The sequence below is a fragment of the Nodosilinea sp. FACHB-141 genome, assembly GCF_014696135.1.
Lineage (GTDB): Bacteria > Cyanobacteriota > Cyanobacteriia > Phormidesmidales > Phormidesmidaceae > Nodosilinea.
Window position 1 is genome coordinate 322,977 of the sequence record NZ_JACJPP010000013.1, and the last position, 17,292, is coordinate 340,268.

Below are 17,292 nucleotides of genomic sequence, written 5' to 3' on the forward strand. Positions count from 1 at the left end.
CTTCAAAACAGAGATCTCGTAGGGGCATTGCAGTGCAATGCCCCTACAAACCGGGTGTAGCCCAATAAAATCCGGTGCAACTCAGTAGGGGATCTTGATCGCGGTTTCCCTAGCGCGGATCGACTGAGGGTGCTCGCTCGACCAAGCGAATTTGGTTTTGCCGCTCGACCACAGTGACCAGGGGCAGCGGTTTACGGGCCGGCCCCCGCAGCACCCGTCCCTCAGCATCAAACTTAGAGCCGTGGCAGGGGCAGGCAAAGCGGTTTTGGTCGGCCTGCCAGATGACGGCGCAGCCTCGGTGGGGGCAGATGGGGCGCAGGCCGTAGGAGGCGATCGCCGGCCCCTCCTGAATCACTAGATAGGTGACATTGGGCAATCCTTGCACCGGTTGGGGGATGCCCGGCGTAGTGGTGAGCAAGAAGGAATCGACGGCGATCGCATTCCCCGCTGCATCAAGCGCCTGCACCCCCGGCAAATAGTCGAGGCATTGAGAATTTTGGGGAAACGTTGAGCACAGTTCTTCTAAATCTTGGCCCGCCGCTGGTTGGGGCCGTGAGAAAACCATGGCGATCGCCCCTAGACTGCCCCCGGCCATGTACCTGAGCAGACTCCGTCGACTAGGGTACTTAGCCTGGGACTGGGAATTTGAGGAATGGGCCATATTGTCTAAATCGCCTGTTGAATAGCTGTAAAAATTCTGAGAGCCGATCTATATCACTAGGGTCAGGCTAACGAACAATCCTGCTCTCAGCCAAGGACGGGCAAGCTTGGGCGCGGCCAGAAGAGACGGCCAGCAAAGTCAGAGTGATGTTGTCTGAGCACAGCCTGTCGAATAATTCGGGTTGCACCCCCATCCAAGGGTTTCTTACTATATGCTTTGTCTGTAGTTATCTGGCATGATTCATCACCACAATGGGCAGACTCTCCACCCACGTTCTTGACACAGCCCTGGGTAAGCCCGCCGCCTCGCTGCGGCTCACAGTCTGGGCCATTAACAATGAAGCCGACATCAAAACGGCGCTAAAAACCGTTGAGACTAACAGCGATGGCCGCACCGATGAGCCGCTGCTAGAGGGCGACGAACTGCATAAAGGCACCTACGAAATCACCTTTGACGTGGCGGCCTATTTTGCCAAAACGAGTGCGGCTCTTTCTGAGCCCCCGTTTTTAGACCAAATCCCAGTGCGGTTTACGATCGCCGACCCCACCAGCAACTTTCACGTGCCGCTGCTGGTGTCGCCCTGGTCCTACAGCACCTATCGGGGCAGCTAGGTCGGCCGTAGCGGAGACGTCGCGGTGGGGGTAGCGGCCACAACGATGCGATCGCGGCCTTCGGCTTTGGCCTGGTAGAGGGCCGCATCAGCAGCCCGCAGCACATCTTCAGGCTGCCACTGGTGATCGGGCACTGTTGCCGCTACGCCAAAACTCAAACTGACATAGGGACCAACTGGCGATTTGGGGTGGGCAATGGCGCGGGCTCGCAGGGTGCTGCGCAGGCGGCTCAAAAGGTGCTGCGCTCCCTCTAAATCAGTTTTTGGCAAAATCAGAGCAAACTCTTCGCCGCCGTAGCGGGCAGCCAAATCAGCTGGCCGGCGAATTACGGTGTCGAGCACGGCTGCGATCGCCCGCAGACACTGATCCCCTGAAATATGGCCGTAGGTGTCGTTGTAGGGCTTAAAGTAATCGACATCGCAAAGCACTACTGCCAGCGGAGTTTGCTCGCGGCGGCCGAGCTTCCACTCGTAGGCCAGCTTGTCGTCAAAGGCGCGCCGGTTGGGAATGCCGGTCAGACTATCCTGAACGGCGAGCTGCTGGAGGATCTGGTTGTCGGCCGCTAGCTGCTGCTCAAGCAACCGCTCTTGGGTCAACAGGGTACTAAGCTTTAACGCCTGCTGCCGGGCGCGCAGCAGCGACTCCACCCGCAGCAGCAGCTCAGTCTGGTCGACCGGCATCGTAATCACATCGTCCACCTGCTGGCGCTGGGACGGCGTCATCAAGGGCAGGTGCTGGCGCTTGAGCAGCAGCAAAAAGGGCAAAAACACCGGGCTGGCCTCCTTCCGCTGCTGGGCAATGTGCTCGCTATAGCGCCCCAAAAACGCGGTATCAAAAATGCACAGGTCATAGGCTTGGCCCCACCTGAGCGCCATCGCCGGCACCTCTTGCAGGCTATAAAACCGACTCAAGAACGCTGACAACAGCTGGCGATTTTGCTGATGGTCTACCCCCAGCAGCACGCGATGCTGCCATTGATGATCGGAATCTGGGAGTGGATCAGCGCAGGGTGGTGGAACATCAGGGCTCATTTTCGTTGGACTTAATGAATTCAGGAACTCCGCTCAAGATGCCCCGCAGCTGGGTCAGCGGACGACCTACCTTGATGCCGTAGCGAGAAATTTCAAACTCCCGTAAAGTCTTTTCAAAATCGCTGAGGCGCTTCTTTAAAACGCCGATCGCCCGCCGCATTTGGCCGCGCATTTCTAGATAGCGCAGAAAAATAATGTTGTCGGCCAGGTAGGACACGCCCAGCTCCGTCGCTTTAAAGTCGCCGGTAATTGACTCAATTTCATTGGTGAGGATAGTGGTCACCCCGCGCCCTTTGAGATACTGGCAAAGGCTGTGAATATTGCGAATCAGGTCGTCTTCTTTGAACGACAGCTTATAGCCCAGCACGCTGTCGATCATGATCAGCTGGGTGCCAGCCTTTTCAACTTCGAGGCGCACCTGGTGGGCAAACTCATCGGGAGAATACAGCAGCGGGTCAACCTTAAAGATCGCCAAGGTGCCCCGATTGACCATCGCCCGCACCGGAATATTGATGCCTTCACAGCGGTTGAGCAGAGTATCAACCGCCTCCTCAAACAGGTAGACGACCGAGCGATCGCCCCGCCCCGCTGCCTCTTTAATAAATTGCAGCCCTAGGGTAGTTTTGCCCACGCCGCTGGGGCCAGAAATAATCGTTACCGTGCCGGTTTCAATGCCGCCGCTGAGCAGCTCATCAATTTCAGGAATGCCGGCTGGGCAGAGGCGCGGTGCAGCCGTGGCCACCGGATCTTCATTAGGTACCAGCTGGGGAAAGACCACCAGGCCGCGATCGCAGATTCGCATCGAGTGCAGCCCCTTGCGAAACGTGCCGCCCCGCAGTTTAGACACCTGAATATGGCGGCCCTCCTCCTGCATTTGCAGGGTGAGAATGCCATCGCTAATGAACTGCAAATCCTCATCGGGGGCCTCCTGGCTGCCCTCAGAGGTAAACAGCACCGTGGCTCCCTGGTGAAGCAAAAAGCGCAAAAACCCCACCACCTGCTGGCGAAATTGATAGGCATCGGTCGCCAGGTAGCGCAGCTGGGTCATCGAGTCGATGAATACCCGCTGGGGCTTGAGCGCGCTGACTTGCTCGACAATTCGCTCCGTCAGCGGGCCCTGTTCGACCTGGGCGGCCGCAAAAATGTCGTAGCCCTGGTTTTGCACAAAAAAGTCGGCGTTGGGGCTCAAATCTAAAACATGCACCGCATCTACCGGAAAGCCTGATGCCGCACCGTTGCGCCGCAGTTGTTCCATCGATTCCCCGAGGCTGATGAAGAGGCGCGGGGTGCCATCATCTAGGTTGGTGGTGAGAAAATGCCACCCCAGGGTAGTTTTGCCACAGCCCGGCCCACCTCTGGCCAGATAGGCCTGTCCTACCGGAAAGCCCCCCTCTAAAACTTCATCTAGCCCTTCAATTCCCGAGGAAAGTCGTTCATATTTTGACATCTTCGCCAAATTGCTCTCAAAATTAACGCCAACGCGCAGCAATTCTCCGCTAGCACCATTAGAGAGTCGCCTGGCCTCTCATCCTGCCACCAAACTGGCCTCTGGCGTTGTCATTGAGAAAAACCGTTAACGTTTGGGCCGCTGAATAATCTGCTCCATGACCCGCTGTTTGGTTTTGGGGTCGATGCCGATCAGCCGCACGTAGTCTTGGGCATAGTCGCCCAGGCAGCGTTCCACCTCGGCGCTAGCCGTAGCAGCATTCTGAGCAGAGATAGTTGGACCGCTCTGCCAGGCGTTGGTTTGAAACCGCCGCTGATCGACATGCTCTAGGGCCAGGCGATAGCCCTGGGAGAGAATGTTGTTGACCTGATCGCGCACTTCGGGGGGGAGGGTGGATGAGTGGGAGGGTGGATGGGTGGGAGGGTGGATGGGTGGGGGCGTGGAGGAGTGGGTGGACTGGGACGCATCGGGCATGGGGCATTGAGGGGCATCACCGTTGCCGTTGCCAGATGCTTTGGCGGCATTGCCCCCGGTAGTGCCCTCAGCGGCAGGGTTGTCGTTGGGGTCGTAGGCGCGATAAAAGCTGCCGTTAGGGGCTGAGGACGCACCACCCGACTGCAAAACGCGGTTGTATTCGTTGGCGAGGCGCATGTCGTCGACCCGGCGCTGCTCACGCACCAGGCGATCGCCCACCTCGAGCAAATGCGAGATGCTAAAGTCGGGCCGGCGGAAGGTGGGCGGCGTGGTGGTGTTGACTACGCTGCGGGAGACATTTTCAAGCCCCACTGAATAGATAAAGTCGCGGATCTGCTCGTTGTAGATCTGGGCGCGCACGGCTCCAAAGAAGTCGATCGCCTGGGTGGGAAAGGTATCAACCAGCAGGGTAATGTCTTGGGAGGAGAGGCCGTCGGGCTCAAAGATGCCGCCGACAATGCCGATGCGATCGTCTCGATCGGGCTGCCAGTAAAACTTGTCCATGCGGCCGTCGCGAATCAGCGGCGCGTAGAGGGTCGAGAGGTCGTTGCCGGTCATAATGATCGGCACCCGCTGAATCTCATTTTCGTCATAGCTGCCCGGCAGCTGAACATTGGTGGGGTTGTCAGCAATGTTCATCAGGGTGTTGTTCACCAGCTGGGTGTTGACGGTGTACTGGGTGAGGGCGTCGAAGCGGCCCGCCCCAGCGTCGATGTCGTTGATCATCAGCACCGCCATTTTGCCCCGCACCCGCACCAGCTCGGCGGCTTCGCGGTAGCGCAGGCGAATCAGCCGGGCCGGGTCGCCCGCATCGGGGCTCTCTAGCTCACCGCCAGAGATGTGTACCACTTCGACGCCCATGCGCTCATACACCAGCTCACACTGAAAGGTTTTGCCCTCGCCCTTGCGGCCGTGCACCCCCAGCAGCAGAGGAATTTTGACCTGCGGCAGCTTGAGGTAGTTTTTGGTGATATGCACCGCCAGCTTTTCGAGAAAGCGGGGGGAGAGATAGTAGGACATGAGGTTAAACACGGTGAGGTAGCAGGGATAGGTATCTGACAGAGGTGTAAAGCGATCGCCCTACACTTTGCAGAAAACTCAGCAGTATCCGTGTTTACATTATCCCGTAGCTTGGTGCAGTGAATGGTTCAAAAGGCTGAAGGCTGCAATAAGCGATCGCTATAGAGTAGCTTGCCAAGACAAACCCCTCAGCCTCCCATGGGAGGCTGAGGGGTTTGCTAACTACAGTGCAGCCACTGGGTTAGGTGACCTGACCGAGCCAATTACCGAGCCGACAGCACCAGGGGTTGGTTGAGGGTCAGGGTGAGATCTTGGCTGGGGTTGATGGCAATCACCTCGACCCGGTCGCGGCCAAAGAGCCGGGCCAGGGTGGCTCCAGTGGCGGTTCCGGCCAAGACCTCTAGGGTACCGACACTTTGGTCGCCAGTGGTGCGAGAGATCGCCGCCGCCGCACCTGAACCCAGCACCGCTCCAGCCAGGGTCTCGCCGAGGGTAGCTCCTCGGCGAACAGTTTCCGTCGTGGTCACGGTCTGCGAGGTGGCGTTAATTGCCAATCGTTGACCGCCGGGCAGCACCAGTTCCTGCGCCACAAACTGTGAGCCGTTGCCGCTAGGACGCAGTTCTCCCACTACCTGACTGCCCGCTGGCACCAGAACGCGACCGGTGCTGTCGGTGATCGCCTGGGCCACCGTCAGGGTCAGATCAGCGGTCTCATCGGGGAGCACGACAATTTTGTTGCTCTCTGCATAGTTCGTAGTCAGAACTGTGCCTGCCGGTAGGCTGGATTGAGCCGCCACTTGCTGCCCCACAATGTAGGGGGAGTTGACCGTGGCCACCTGATTTTGGCTAGCCAGGGCCTGGTAAATAAAGGCCGCCACATCGGCCCGAGTTGCCGTTTGGTTAGGCCTTAAGACCTGCACATTGGGGTAGTTCACCACCAACCGCCGCTCTGTAGCAGCAGCTAGGCTGGCCACCGCATACTCAGGAATCGAGGAGGCATCCTGATAGACGCTAACGCTATTCTGGCTGCTGGCGGTGTAGTTCAATCCGTTAGCCAAAGAGACTAGCACCTGGGCCCGGGGGATGTTCTGATCGGGCTGGAAGATATTGCCGGGGTAGCCCGACAAAAAGCCCATCATATCGGCCTCACGAATCGCCGCAGCGGCCCAATAGTCGGCCGGCACGTCCACAAAGGTGGTCGCAGTCCGCACAGAGGACTGGCTAAACGCCTGACGCACCATAGCGGCATACTGAGCGCGGGTCACCGGCTCATCGGGACGGAAGGTACCGTCTGGGAAACCAGCGATCACGCCTCTGCCCGCCAAACTAGTAATGAACTGACGCGCCCAGTGGTTGGCGGACACATCGCTAAATTGAGTTTGAGTTTGGGTTTGGGCAACTACCGGAGCAGCCGTGATCACTGGAGTAAAGGCACCTACGGTCAACCCTAGGGCTAACATCAGAGCGGTTCCAGACTTTAGACGAAAAGAATTAGACATTTTTGAAAAAACTCCAAAGTCAAACAACGGACGGACACGGCCTTATCAAATTCGCCTTGGCAAATTCATCTCAGCAGATTCGACTCAAGATGCTTTTGCGCACCCCATTTCGTGGTAAACAGAGCATTCGCCTGTCTTTTTCACGCTGTCTATCTGGTTTTAAGAACTGCTTTTTGCCTTTTAATAAGTAGAGAAGTCAGCCAAAGTAAGTTTCTACATAGCAATAGGATGACTGCATAGCCTTGGCGACTCTTGTTTTAAGGGCGAACAGATAACTGTGTCTCGCTTTCCTTAATCTAAAGCTGCTTTTGCCAATGTGACGAATAGTCTTTCCGCTATTTCAACTGTCACATTAGAAAGCTTTTTAGAAGTACTGAACAATTGCTTGGCTTTGGGCAAGCGATCGGTAATTGACCCATAGCTCTGCCAAAAAGTTCCAGCTGTTTAATTGACAATATTTAGGCCTGAAACTTTGTTCGGAGAGGCTTCAGCCAGAGGCTGTTTGCAGAAGGGTCTGTCGTGACCCTCGTCACGGGTGTATCCCAGTTTCTTAGCCCTCGTCACCTACTGCTCCCGACCTTTAGAGGGCGTTGGGGCTCAACATCCTCGTTCGAGCCAGCTCTCAGCCTCTTGCTACCAAAACAGGACGTTGTAGACGCCCTCTGAGCGAGGACGCAGCCTAGAACCATTTAGAAGCCAGGCAACTGCCCTTACCTAGCTAGACTTGTAGTGCTATGGGCAGAGTGGCCTTGAATAGCTGGAGCACCTGCTCCCAGGCATCGCTGGCGGCTTCGGGGTGGTAGCTATGGCGCTGATCGCAGAAAAAGCCGTGCTCGGCCCCGGGGTAGCGAAAGATTTGGTGGGGCACGCCGTAGTCCTTTAAGGCCGCTTCGATTTGGTCTACCTCGTCAGCCGCAATCAAGGGGTCTTTTTCACCGAAGAAGCCATAGAGGGTGCCCTTGATCTCGGGGGTGCGGCTAAGGGTGGGGTCACCGCCGCCGGGGGTCATGGTAGCAATACCCGCTCCATAGAAGAATGCGGTGGCTTTAACTTCGGGTAAAGTCGCAGCCAAGTAAGCGACATGACCGCCAAAACAAAAGCCGATGCAGCCGACGCCCTCGGGGATGACGTTGGCTTTGCTGTAGAGGTAGGCGATCGCCCCCTGCACATCCATGATCAGTTCTTTGGCCGTTGTGCCTTGCTTGTAGCTGCGGCCCAGCTCCAGTTCTTCCTGGGTGTAGCCCACCTCAAAGCTGGGGGCCTGGCGGTGATAGATGTGGGGGGTGATCGCTACGTAGCCCGCCCTCGCCAGCCGTTCGGCCACCTCACGAATGTGGCTGTTGACTCCATACACCTCTTGAATCACGACGACGGCACCAAACCGGCCCGGGCCGGAGGGCTCGGCCAAGTAAGCCAAAATCTCGGTGTCGCCGCTGGGGATAGCGATTGTCTCGGTACGCACTAGGGACGGCATGGCGAGTTGTCGTTGTCTATACTGATTACTCTTACTTTAACGCTGGCCTGAGCGTTGGTGGGGAGGTCTACAATTGTCAAAAAACATTGCGGCAGGCGGGGGCCAGCTAACAAAACCCAGCCACTTTTTAAGAATCGTCCTAAATTGTCAGTACGGGCGGTGTATTTAGTTCTCAGTGGCCCTCATGTTGGTCTGACCTACTGGTTTGATCTCAAAATGGGCATGATGGTTTGTCTGGCAAAAGCCTGGAGGTGGTTTGGTGGTGCAGTTTCACATTCAGCCCGATAGCGAGATTCCGGCGTCGACCCAGCTCTACGACCAGATTTGGTTTGCGATCGCATCCCGGCAGTATCCACCTGGCTATCGGCTGCCCAGCACCCGGCAGCTAGCCATGCAGACGGGCCTGCACCGCAACACCATCAGCAAGGTCTACCGCCAGCTCGAAGACGCCGGCGTGGTGGAAGCCATGCCCGGCTCTGGCATCTACGTGCGCGAGCAAAACAGCACCGACAGCGCTCGTCCCCAGACCGTGCTGTGGGCTGAGTTTCCCCAGGCGCGCGATGTGGTTGAGACCGGGCTAGACGAGCTGCTGCGCCAGGGCTGCTCACTCAACCAGGCGCGAGAATTGTTCTTGGCGGAGATCGACTGGCGGCTGCGCTGTAGCGCGCGGGTGCTGGTCACCGCTCCTGGTCAAGACATTGGGGCCGGGCAGCTGATGGTGCGCGAGCTAGAGAGCGCGCTGCACATTCCAGTGCAGCTGGTGCCCCTCGAAGAACTCGACACGATTTTGGCCCAAACCCGCTCAGGCACGGTGGTGACCAGCCGCTACTTCATTAGCGAAGCCGAGGCGATCGCGGCTCCCAAGTCGGTGCGGGTCATCCCCGTCGATATCTACGACTATAAAAAAGAGCTGGGCCTGCTGAAGGATTTGCCCAAGGGCACCTGCCTGGGCATGGTCAGCGTCAGCACCGGCATTTTGCGGGCGGCAGAGGTGATTAGCTACAGCCTGCGAGGCGACGAAATTTTGCTGATGTCGGCCCAAACCGATGACCCCTACAAGCTCAATGCCGTGATCCACAGTGCCCAGACCATTGTGGTGTTTGACGAGGCAAGTTTGCCCACGGTCAAAGAGGCGATCGCCGAAGCCCGCGAAGACTTGATTCGCCCGCCCAAGCTAATCGTCTGTGACAACTACATCGGCGAAAAGTCGATCAACTTGCTCAAGCGCGAGCTGGGGCTCGATTAAGCGATCGCTGCAGAGTCCGGGCCATCCCCAACCTGAAACTTGAAAGTGCTGGTGTGGTGCACCCGCCTGCAATGGCGACTTCGCTGAGCCTTTTTTAGCCTGGCGGTAATACTTACTGCCAAGCCATCCGTGCTGAGCATATCGCTGTGGGTGCTGAGGGCGATCGCCGCCATTGCCTCGTTTATCCGCCTCTTAAAGCAGTGCTACATTCCGCAACAGCACTTTGAGGTCTTCTGGCCACTGTGCCAGAAAACCTTAATCACCAATAAGACCTAGAAACCACAGAAAAGCAGTACCGCATAGCCCTAATGGCTTTGCAGCGGCTTCGATCGCCCGCCAAAACCACTCGCTAAATTTCCCTTTTTAAACAAACACAAAAATATTTACAGAAATTAATAATTCAAACATTCAATTAGGCTATTTCTTTTTCTATCTGTAGACAGACGTAGTTACTAGCATTTAGACAGATGACTCACAACCACACAAACACATATAACAAGTGTTGAGTAGAAAATTGATTAACGACATTAGCGACAAACAAGTAGCAGTTGGATATTCAGTGCACTACAAAAAACCTTGTTCTTGAACAGCAAGGCTGGAATCACTAGTAAAGCACTTTAAAAATCAGCTTTTCAGCAACAGTTGTGTTGAGTTTGGAGTATAAGATTATGGCTCGGTCAACTAAGCAGAAATTTTTTCAAAGCACGCTCACTCTCGGCCTAATTGCCGGACTGATGGCTGCCTGTGCCGAAACCGCACCTGAGCAAGAAACTTCCGATGGTTCGACGAATGTGCAAACTGAGGAAGTTGCTGAAAATACCGAAGGCTACATCGGCCAAATCGTCACCATTCGGAGCGCACCGGTTGAGAAAGTAGGCGACAACTCTTTCACCGTCAACGATGAACAGTTCTTTGGCAGCGAGCCTATTCTAGTCATCAATGCTTCGGGCGAACCCCTGCTACTGCCAGAGGGCGATGTTGAGGTACAGGTAACCGGTGAAGTTCGTAACTTCTTAATTTCAGAGGTCAATCAAGAGTTTGATCTAACCCTTGACCAAAACCTCTACGAAGAGTACGAGGATCAGCCGGTCATCATTGCTCAGTCAATTGCGCTGGCACCAGAGCCCGGTGAAATCTCGGAAAATCCTGAGCAATATTATGGCGAGACCTTAGCCGTAACCGGTGACGTGGAAGAGATCCAAAGTGAAGACACATTCACCCTTCAGGAAGACCAGCTGTTAGGGGCAGACAGCCTACTGGTTGTCTATGCCCAACCTAAGGCAGGTTCGGCATCTGAGGCAGTACCGCCTACCATCACTGACAATGAACAGGTTGCGGTTACTGGTGTGCTGCGCCCCTTCGTCGTCAGTGAACTGGAGCGCGACTATGATCTGACCTGGGATGCTGAAGTGTTGCAGCAGCTAGAGGCAGATTACAGCGAAAAGCCAGTTCTGATTGCGACCCAAATCTACCCTTCAGCTATTCCCGAATAGCATTGCCATTGTGACGCTGCTGTTCACCTGTTCTTTGGTAAATAGCAGCGGGCTTTTGCAAGCCGCTGGTGCGATCGCAGCGACTCCCACTCCAATCCTAGGTGGGGCGATAGGTCCTACCTAAGATTGCAGCCGTACTGTCGTCATCCCCTCGCGCAGCGGCCGCTGTTGCTGGGTCCAAACTTGTTTAACCAAGAGGCCAAGGATAGGGGAGAAGGTGCTAAGCCCCTGGCGTAGAATTCCAAAGCGGCGCAGTAGTTCTCCCCTACCGGCTTCGTGAGCTTGGAGCTTTTGGGCCTGAATGATCTCAGGCTCGCGTTCGGCCTGAATGGAGGCCAAAGCGCGATCGAGAGCGGTAAGGTCTGGGGCTGCTGCGTCGGTAGTTTTGAGCACCGGGATCAGGTGGTTGGCGGCTGCGATCGCATCCCGCAAAGCCAGGTTAATACCTTGGGCGCGCACGGGCGACATGGGGTGGGCGGCATCGCCCAGCAGCAGCAGGCCGGGGCAGTGCCAGCGTGAACAGCGACCGACCAGAACTGAGAGCCGCATGGGGGATGAGATACTTTCTCCCGCCGATTGGAAGTGTTCCACGAACTCTGGTGGTACCAGGGCAGCGAAGGTCTTGGCCCAGTCTTTTTGCTCGGTGGGTTCATCGGGGGCGATCGCCCAGGCGAGGTGCATTTTGCCCTCCTCCGCTCCGTGGAAAAGGCTAAAGACTCGTCCCTTTTTAACCACGGTGCAAAAGCGATTGTCGGCGGCATAGCCCGGTGGCGCTGGTAGCTTAAACCAGAGCACGTCAATACTTTTGGGTTGGGTTTCTAAAGTTAGCCCAGCTCTTTGGCGAATTGCGGAGGCGCGACCATCGGCTCCAATCACCAGGTCAGCAACGATGGTGCGGCCATCGGCAAGCTGGATGCCAGTGACACGATTTTCGCTTTGGGAGGCTTCGCCAACGGTCTGCCAGAGCAGATCCTTCACGGCGGTTCCGGCTATCCACTCAAAGTTGGACTCGCGCTGAGCGGCTTGCACTAAAGCTTCTAGCAGCGGCGGTTGGGAAACTAGGGTGCAGGGGCGGGATGACCCCAAGGGCTCGTCGGCACGGAACAGGCGGCGATCGTTGAGCCAAAATTCCCAGGCGCTGAGGGGGCGATGGGGAACTGTCTTCAGCAGTGAGTCTAGCCCCATTTGGGTGAGGGCACCGAGACCGCTGGGCATTAGCCCCTCGCCGCGAAACTGGCGCTGAAAGTCTCGGGCGGCTTCGATTAGGGTAACGGGGATGCCGCGTTGGGCCAGCATTAAAGCCAGGGTGGCTCCGGTAGGGCCAGCGCCAACGATCGCAACTCTAGGCATGGTTTGGTGAGAATTTTGGGTGAGCTTTTGTTCAGAATAGCGTTCGGTTGCGGGGCTTCGTGCCCCTCTTCCTGTGCTTAATCAGCTACCCATAAGGAAAATCGTAGGGTGCACTCGCAAAGCAGTGCACCATTCTAGGAGTGTAGTCATAGAGTTGATTATCAGCGATCGCGCAGACGGTGGCAGCGCACAACTGGGATCCAAGCCAAATCTGCCACCGGGGCCATTTCGCTGGCCCCAGACCCTCATCGACAAGGACGTTCCGTCGTCCTTGACCTCACGGAAAGGATTGATCAATCATCGGTTTAAACCTCTGTTCTGCCAGTGAGCTTGGGGGAAACACAAACCCCGTTGTTCCACATCACTTGGATTGAAACATTGTAGGGTGGGCAATGCCAACTGTTAACTTGGGGCTATCGATCAAGAGAATCGTATTGTTCGCCGACCCAAGGCATGGTCGCTAGATCTTCGAAGCTGACCTGGCGATCTTTCTCTAGGGCTTCGATACGGCGTTTTTCGGCGTAGATTTGGCGCTGGTACTCGGCGAACTGCTCGGGGGCGGTGGTGCAGTCAGTCTTTTCCCACAGGGCAAGGAAGTGGCGGTAGCGCTTTTCGCAAAGGTTCTTTTCCATGCAGGCGGCGGCGGCGCGAACGATTAGGGAGGCGCGGATCACGTCGCGTTTGGTCTTTTCGCTGAGGTGCAGTAGGGCTTGCAGGGGCGTGGTAGCCAGGCCAGTATCAGCGAGTTGGTTACGCAATAGGTTGACCAAATCAACTCTGGGATCGTCAGATTCGGTGAGTAGCCGCTGCATCTGCCGCCACAGGGCCCGGTGGTGAGAGTAGCTAAATTGCAGGTCGCGGTCTTCGAGCACCTGACGAATTTCGTCGCGGTGAGCAGCATCGTGGAGAAAAATACGCAACAGGGCGGCCTCGGCCTGTTCTAGAGAACTAGCGCTGGGAGTGGTGGCAGGGGCAGATCGGGTGGGCGCTTCCGACGAGGTCGTCCGACGCTGGCGGCGTACTTGGGTAACGAGGTTTTCGGCCAGCAGAGGCACTAGGCGGCTGTCGCCGTTGCTAAAGATTTCGGCACAGTAGCGCACGTAGTGGGTGCGGGTATCGGCGTTGGCGATATCACTGAGCAGTTTGACCACCGCCTGGCTGGTCTGCTGAAACTGGTCGGCCTGGCGCAAATCTTTGCCACCAATCAGGTTATTGATCTGCCAGTCAATCCAGAGGGGGGCGGCCTCAATCAAATCTCGGTAGGCGGCGGCGCTGTGGTGCCGCAAAAACTCGTCTGGGTCTTTGCCGTCGGGAATGTTGAGCACCCGCAGTTGCACGTCGCCCCGGTAGGCCATGTCTTCGACCTCGCCGATCGCCCGCTGGGCTGCCTTGACTCCAGCAGCATCGGCGTCGAAGTTGAGCAAAATCTGCTTGGATTCGGTGTAACGCAGCAGTTGGCGCACCTGGGCGGCGTTCAAGGCCGTGCCCAAGGCAGCGACAGAGTTTTCTAACCCGGCAGCGTGGAGAGCAATGACGTCGAAATAGCCTTCGACCACGATGGCGCAGTCGTCTTTGGCGATCGCCGCCCGGGCCAAATCTAGCCCATACAGAGTCTTGCCCTTGTCGAACAGCTCGGTGTCGGGCGAGTTGAGATATTTAGGTTTTTCGTCGCCCAGGGCGCGGCCGCCAAAGCCAATCACTCGGCTCTGCCCATCGCGAATGGGAATCATCAGGCGATCGCGGAAGCGATCGTAGTAGCCATCCCCTTTTTGGCGGGGCACAATCAGCCCCGCCTTTTCCACTAGCTCGACGGGGTAGTGCTTTTGCTCAACCAGGTAGCCATAGAGGGTCTGCCAGCCCCCCGGGGCAAACCCCAGCTGAAACTGTTGAATGGTAGCGTCGTTGAGGCCCCGCTCGTAGAGGTAGGCCAGGGCCGTTGCCCCGTCGATCTGCTGAAGGGCGTGCTCATAAAATTTAGCCGTCAGGGCCAAAATTTCGTAGAGCTGCTCCCGTAGGGTGAGCTGCCGCTGAAGCTCTTGGCGCTTTGCGGGTTCTAGGGTAGTGACCGGCACCTGGTAGCGCTGGGCTAGATCGAGCACCACGTCAGCAAAGGAGCGCTTGTTCAGCTCCATTAAAAACTTAAAGGCGTTGCCCCCGGCCCCGCAGGAAAAGCAGTAGTAAAACTGCTTGCCGGGGCTGACGCTAAAGCTGGGCGACTTGTCCTCGTGGAAGGGACAGAGGCCAACAAAATCTTTACCCTGCTTTTTCAGCACCACATGCTGGGAGACCACATCGACAATATCGGCGCGATCGCGCACCGCTTCGATAGTGTCGGGGTGGAGGCGAGGGGTATCCATAGTGTTGAGGCTGCGCGGTGGCCGGGAGGAAGACCACTACATGTTGGGGCGTGGCTTGATTGTAGCCCATGGTGCTCAGAAATCAGCCATCGACCCTTTGCTTGGTAGTGCTCCTAATTTATGGCAAGAAACTAGGCCAGCCGGTAGCTACCCTACTGACAAAAAATTGCCGCTGGAGGCGTTTAAGCGTCCCCAACGGCAATTTTAATGTCAATACTGTATGTCCCGTGGTTTACCCAAGCAGGAGATCAGCCCAGTTTATTCGGCAACAACCCGCAGGTTGACAACAGCAGTCACTTCGGGGTGTAGCTTCACTTCAGCCTGGTATTCGCCCAACTTGTTGATGTCGGGGAGCGAAATATCGCGGCGATCGACTTCTTTGTCCGCTAGCGACTTGATCACGTCGGCCACATCGGCAGAGGTGACGGTACCAAAAATGGCTTCGTTTTCACCCACAGGCTTTTGAATGGTGAACATGCCGATGGTGGTTAACGCCGTCTTGGTGGCTTCGGCCTCCTGCTTGATCTCTAGCAGCCGCTGCTTTTGCGCCTCGCGCCGACGCTCTACCTGCTTTAGCACGCCGGGGGTAGTGCGCACCGCTTTCCCGTTGGGGATAAGATAATTACGTGCATAGCCAGGGGCCACATCTACCAAGTCGCCGTTGTAGCCCAGCTTGCGAACATCTTCTGTGAGAACTACCTGTACCCGTTTTGCCATGATTTTTCTCGTATAGCCCAGTTGACTATACTACCCAAAGGCGTTGTCTCTTGGCAACCCTTCCCCGTCGCCCCACAACCTACCCTGGCCCATGATTAGACTTGTGTTTGCCCTGGTACCCGCGGTCTGGGTGATCGCGATCGCCATCATCGCCGTGCAAAACGCCACCCCTGTCTCCATTCAATTGCTGACCCTGCAATCGATCGCGATTCCCTTTGGGGTGCTGCTAGCCTTTTGTGTCGCCGCCGGTATGGTGGCCGCCGCCCTGGTGCTGCTGGTGCTAGGAGGAAATCCCCTGCGAGCACCTCGCCGTCAAAAAAGGTCTGAGCCGTAGCCCAGACCTTCGCTCAGTTGAGTTGTCAACCCGTTGTTTGGCTAATTGCCCGGTGCCGTCGTGACGCTGTCGCCAGCGCGGGCTTCCTTAATTTCGGTGCTTAACGCTTCTAATGCCGCCGCATATTGAGGGTCGGCCTCAGTGCCAATAGCCTCGCGATTGGTTGAAAGTTCTTCCTGCTGCTCTTCAGTTAGCTCGATCGAAATGTCGGGCTCAATGCCAGACTTATTAATATCGGTGCCGTCGGGGGTAAGGTATTTGGCCACCGTAATAGCCACCCCAGAGCCATCGCCCAGGCTGCGCACCGACTGCACCAGACCCTTGCCGAAGGTGCGAGTGCCCACTAAAACGGCCCGCTCGTTATCTCTCAGGGCCCCTGACAAAATTTCGCTGGCGCTGGCCGAGCCACCGTCAACCAGCACTACGAGGGGCTTATCGGTCAAGGCGCGGCTGTTGGCGGTTTCTTCGTCCACCACCCCCTGGCGATTCACCGTCGACACAATAATGCCGCTGTCGATCCACATACGGGCAATGTCAATGCTGGAATACAGCAATCCACCAGGGTTCGAGCGCAGGTCGAGCACGTAGCCGGTCACCCCCTGGCCTTCGAGATCTTCGATGGCAGCACCCATTTCTTCGGCGGCATTAGCGCTGAACTGGTTGAGGCGAATGTAGCCTACCTGTCCCTCAGGGCCGGCCTGCACGTTGTAGCGCACTGGGTGAATTTCGATGCGCGCACGCACCATGGAGAATTCCAGTTGTTCTTCGCCCCGGCGCAGGGTGAGGGTAACCTCAGAGCCAACGGTGCCACGAATTTTGCTCACTGCATCGTTGAGCTCCATGCCCTCAGTGGATTCGCCATCAATGGCCAAAATCACATCTTGGGGGCGAATGCCTGCATCGAAAGCCGGGGTGTCTTCGATGGGAGCCACGACGACTATTTCTTTGCTTTCTTCATCCTGAGAGATTTGAATACCGACCCCGGTGAGTTCGCCGGAGGTGTCAATCTGCATGCTGCGAAACTCTTCAGGATCCATGAAGCGGGTGTAGGGATCCTCCAGCTTTTCTAGCATCTCGCGGATGGCGCCATAGGCCTCTTCCTGGTCGGCGTAGTTCCGCCCTAGGTAGTCTGTCCGCACCGCATCCCAATCGACCTGGTTAAAGGTGGCATCGACGAAATTGCGGTCAATCAGCTGCCAAACTTGATCAATTAGTTCCTTTGGGCTTTCTTCAAAGAAAGCTTTGCTTTGGGACAGGTGAATCCCAGCGCCGGTTACAGTTACCGCCGCCACAGCAACGGCCGTGGCACCTAGGATCAGTCCGCGCTTTGCAAATGTCATGTGTGATATAGGTTCTAGCAGCAAATTACGCCCAATCTAACACACACAATTGAGAAGCAAGGGGAAGATTTGGTGAGGGTTTTTGCCCCCGTTACTAACGGTAACAATGGGCACTTAGAGGGGGCAACTGAGGAAAAAAGGGGTTCAATACTGTTTTCTAGCAGCGATCGCTCTAGCGGCAGCAGCGGTCGTTTCTCTAACTACCGTGCCGCCCAGAGTGCCGCGCTATAATCGATCG

The 17,292-nt window shown here is 56.6% G+C and carries 15 protein-coding genes; 5 read left to right on the forward strand and 10 right to left on the reverse strand.

The genetic code is table 11. The annotated features are described in order from the left end of the window. Positions 1-109: 109 nt before the first annotated feature. On the reverse strand, positions 110-661 hold the full coding sequence (locus H6F59_RS15245; RefSeq protein WP_190701612.1) for a Rieske 2Fe-2S domain-containing protein: 552 nt from the start codon (positions 659-661) through the stop codon (positions 110-112). 251 nt (positions 662-912) lie between these two features. Between H6F59_RS15245 and uraH the strand changes: the two genes are divergently transcribed. Then, complete coding sequence (uraH, locus tag H6F59_RS15250; RefSeq protein ID WP_190514655.1) at positions 913-1,272, forward strand: hydroxyisourate hydrolase; 360 nt, start codon at positions 913-915, stop codon at positions 1,270-1,272. On the opposite strand, the gene H6F59_RS15255 is transcribed toward uraH, so the two are convergent. The 5 genes from H6F59_RS15255 to H6F59_RS15275 form a co-directional block, all read right to left on the reverse strand. After that, positions 1,269-2,303, reverse strand: coding sequence for a diguanylate cyclase (locus tag H6F59_RS15255; RefSeq protein ID WP_190701615.1), 1,035 nt, complete (start codon positions 2,301-2,303; stop codon positions 1,269-1,271). The genes uraH and H6F59_RS15255 overlap by 4 nt on opposite strands. Next, positions 2,293-3,750: an ATPase domain-containing protein gene (locus tag H6F59_RS15260; RefSeq protein ID WP_190701618.1), complete on the reverse strand. Its 1,458-nt coding sequence runs from the start codon at positions 3,748-3,750 to the stop codon at positions 2,293-2,295. Before H6F59_RS15260 ends, H6F59_RS15255 begins: the two co-directional genes overlap by 11 nt. Positions 3,751-3,876: 126 nt before the next feature. Next, on the reverse strand, positions 3,877-5,244 hold the full coding sequence (locus H6F59_RS15265) for a ribulose bisphosphate carboxylase small subunit (protein ID WP_190701621.1): 1,368 nt from the start codon (positions 5,242-5,244) through the stop codon (positions 3,877-3,879). A 263-nt stretch (positions 5,245-5,507) separates the two neighbouring features. Further along, positions 5,508-6,743: an S-layer homology domain-containing protein gene (locus H6F59_RS15270; RefSeq protein WP_190514651.1), complete on the reverse strand. Its 1,236-nt coding sequence runs from the start codon at positions 6,741-6,743 to the stop codon at positions 5,508-5,510. 718 nt (positions 6,744-7,461) lie between these two features. Then, positions 7,462-8,217: a dienelactone hydrolase family protein gene (locus tag H6F59_RS15275; RefSeq protein ID WP_190701624.1), complete on the reverse strand. Its 756-nt coding sequence runs from the start codon at positions 8,215-8,217 to the stop codon at positions 7,462-7,464. Positions 8,218-8,476: 259 nt separating this feature from the next. Between H6F59_RS15275 and H6F59_RS15280 the strand changes: the two genes are divergently transcribed. The 3 genes from H6F59_RS15280 (at position 8,477) to H6F59_RS15290 (ending at position 10,956) form a co-directional block, all read left to right on the forward strand. Then, positions 8,477-9,463 carry a GntR family transcriptional regulator gene (locus H6F59_RS15280; protein WP_073610127.1) on the forward strand — a complete coding sequence of 329 codons (987 nt, stop codon included), beginning with the start codon at positions 8,477-8,479 and terminating at the stop codon, positions 9,461-9,463. Between the two features lie 129 nt (positions 9,464-9,592). Next, entirely contained in the window at positions 9,593-9,739 is a 147-nt protein-coding gene (locus H6F59_RS15285; protein WP_190701627.1) for a hypothetical protein, read from the forward strand. A 392-nt stretch (positions 9,740-10,131) separates the two neighbouring features. After that, positions 10,132-10,956, forward strand: a complete 825-nt coding sequence (locus H6F59_RS15290; protein ID WP_190701630.1) for a hypothetical protein — start codon at positions 10,132-10,134, stop codon at positions 10,954-10,956. A 120-nt stretch (positions 10,957-11,076) separates the two neighbouring features. Here H6F59_RS15290 and H6F59_RS15295 read toward each other — a convergent pair whose 3' ends face one another. The 3 genes from H6F59_RS15295 to rplI form a co-directional block, all read right to left on the reverse strand. After that, positions 11,077-12,306 (reverse strand): FAD-dependent oxidoreductase, encoded by a 1,230-nt coding sequence (locus H6F59_RS15295; RefSeq protein WP_190701633.1) that lies wholly within the window; start codon positions 12,304-12,306, stop codon positions 11,077-11,079. Positions 12,307-12,719: 413 nt separating this feature from the next. Then, complete coding sequence (dnaG, locus tag H6F59_RS15300) at positions 12,720-14,663, reverse strand: DNA primase (protein WP_190701644.1); 1,944 nt, start codon at positions 14,661-14,663, stop codon at positions 12,720-12,722. A gap of 258 nt (positions 14,664-14,921) precedes the next feature. Beyond that, positions 14,922-15,380, reverse strand: a complete 459-nt coding sequence (gene rplI, locus H6F59_RS15305) for a 50S ribosomal protein L9 (protein ID WP_190514645.1) — start codon at positions 15,378-15,380, stop codon at positions 14,922-14,924. A gap of 91 nt (positions 15,381-15,471) precedes the next feature. Between rplI and H6F59_RS15310 the strand changes: the two genes are divergently transcribed. After that, positions 15,472-15,714, forward strand: a complete 243-nt coding sequence (locus H6F59_RS15310) for a lipopolysaccharide assembly protein LapA domain-containing protein (RefSeq protein ID WP_190514644.1) — start codon at positions 15,472-15,474, stop codon at positions 15,712-15,714. A 41-nt stretch (positions 15,715-15,755) separates the two neighbouring features. Here the strand turns inward: H6F59_RS15310 and ctpC are convergent, their stop codons facing one another. After that, positions 15,756-17,054 (reverse strand): carboxyl-terminal processing protease CtpC, encoded by a 1,299-nt coding sequence (gene ctpC / locus H6F59_RS15315; protein ID WP_190701647.1) that lies wholly within the window; start codon positions 17,052-17,054, stop codon positions 15,756-15,758. Between the last annotated feature and the right edge of the window lie 238 nt (positions 17,055-17,292).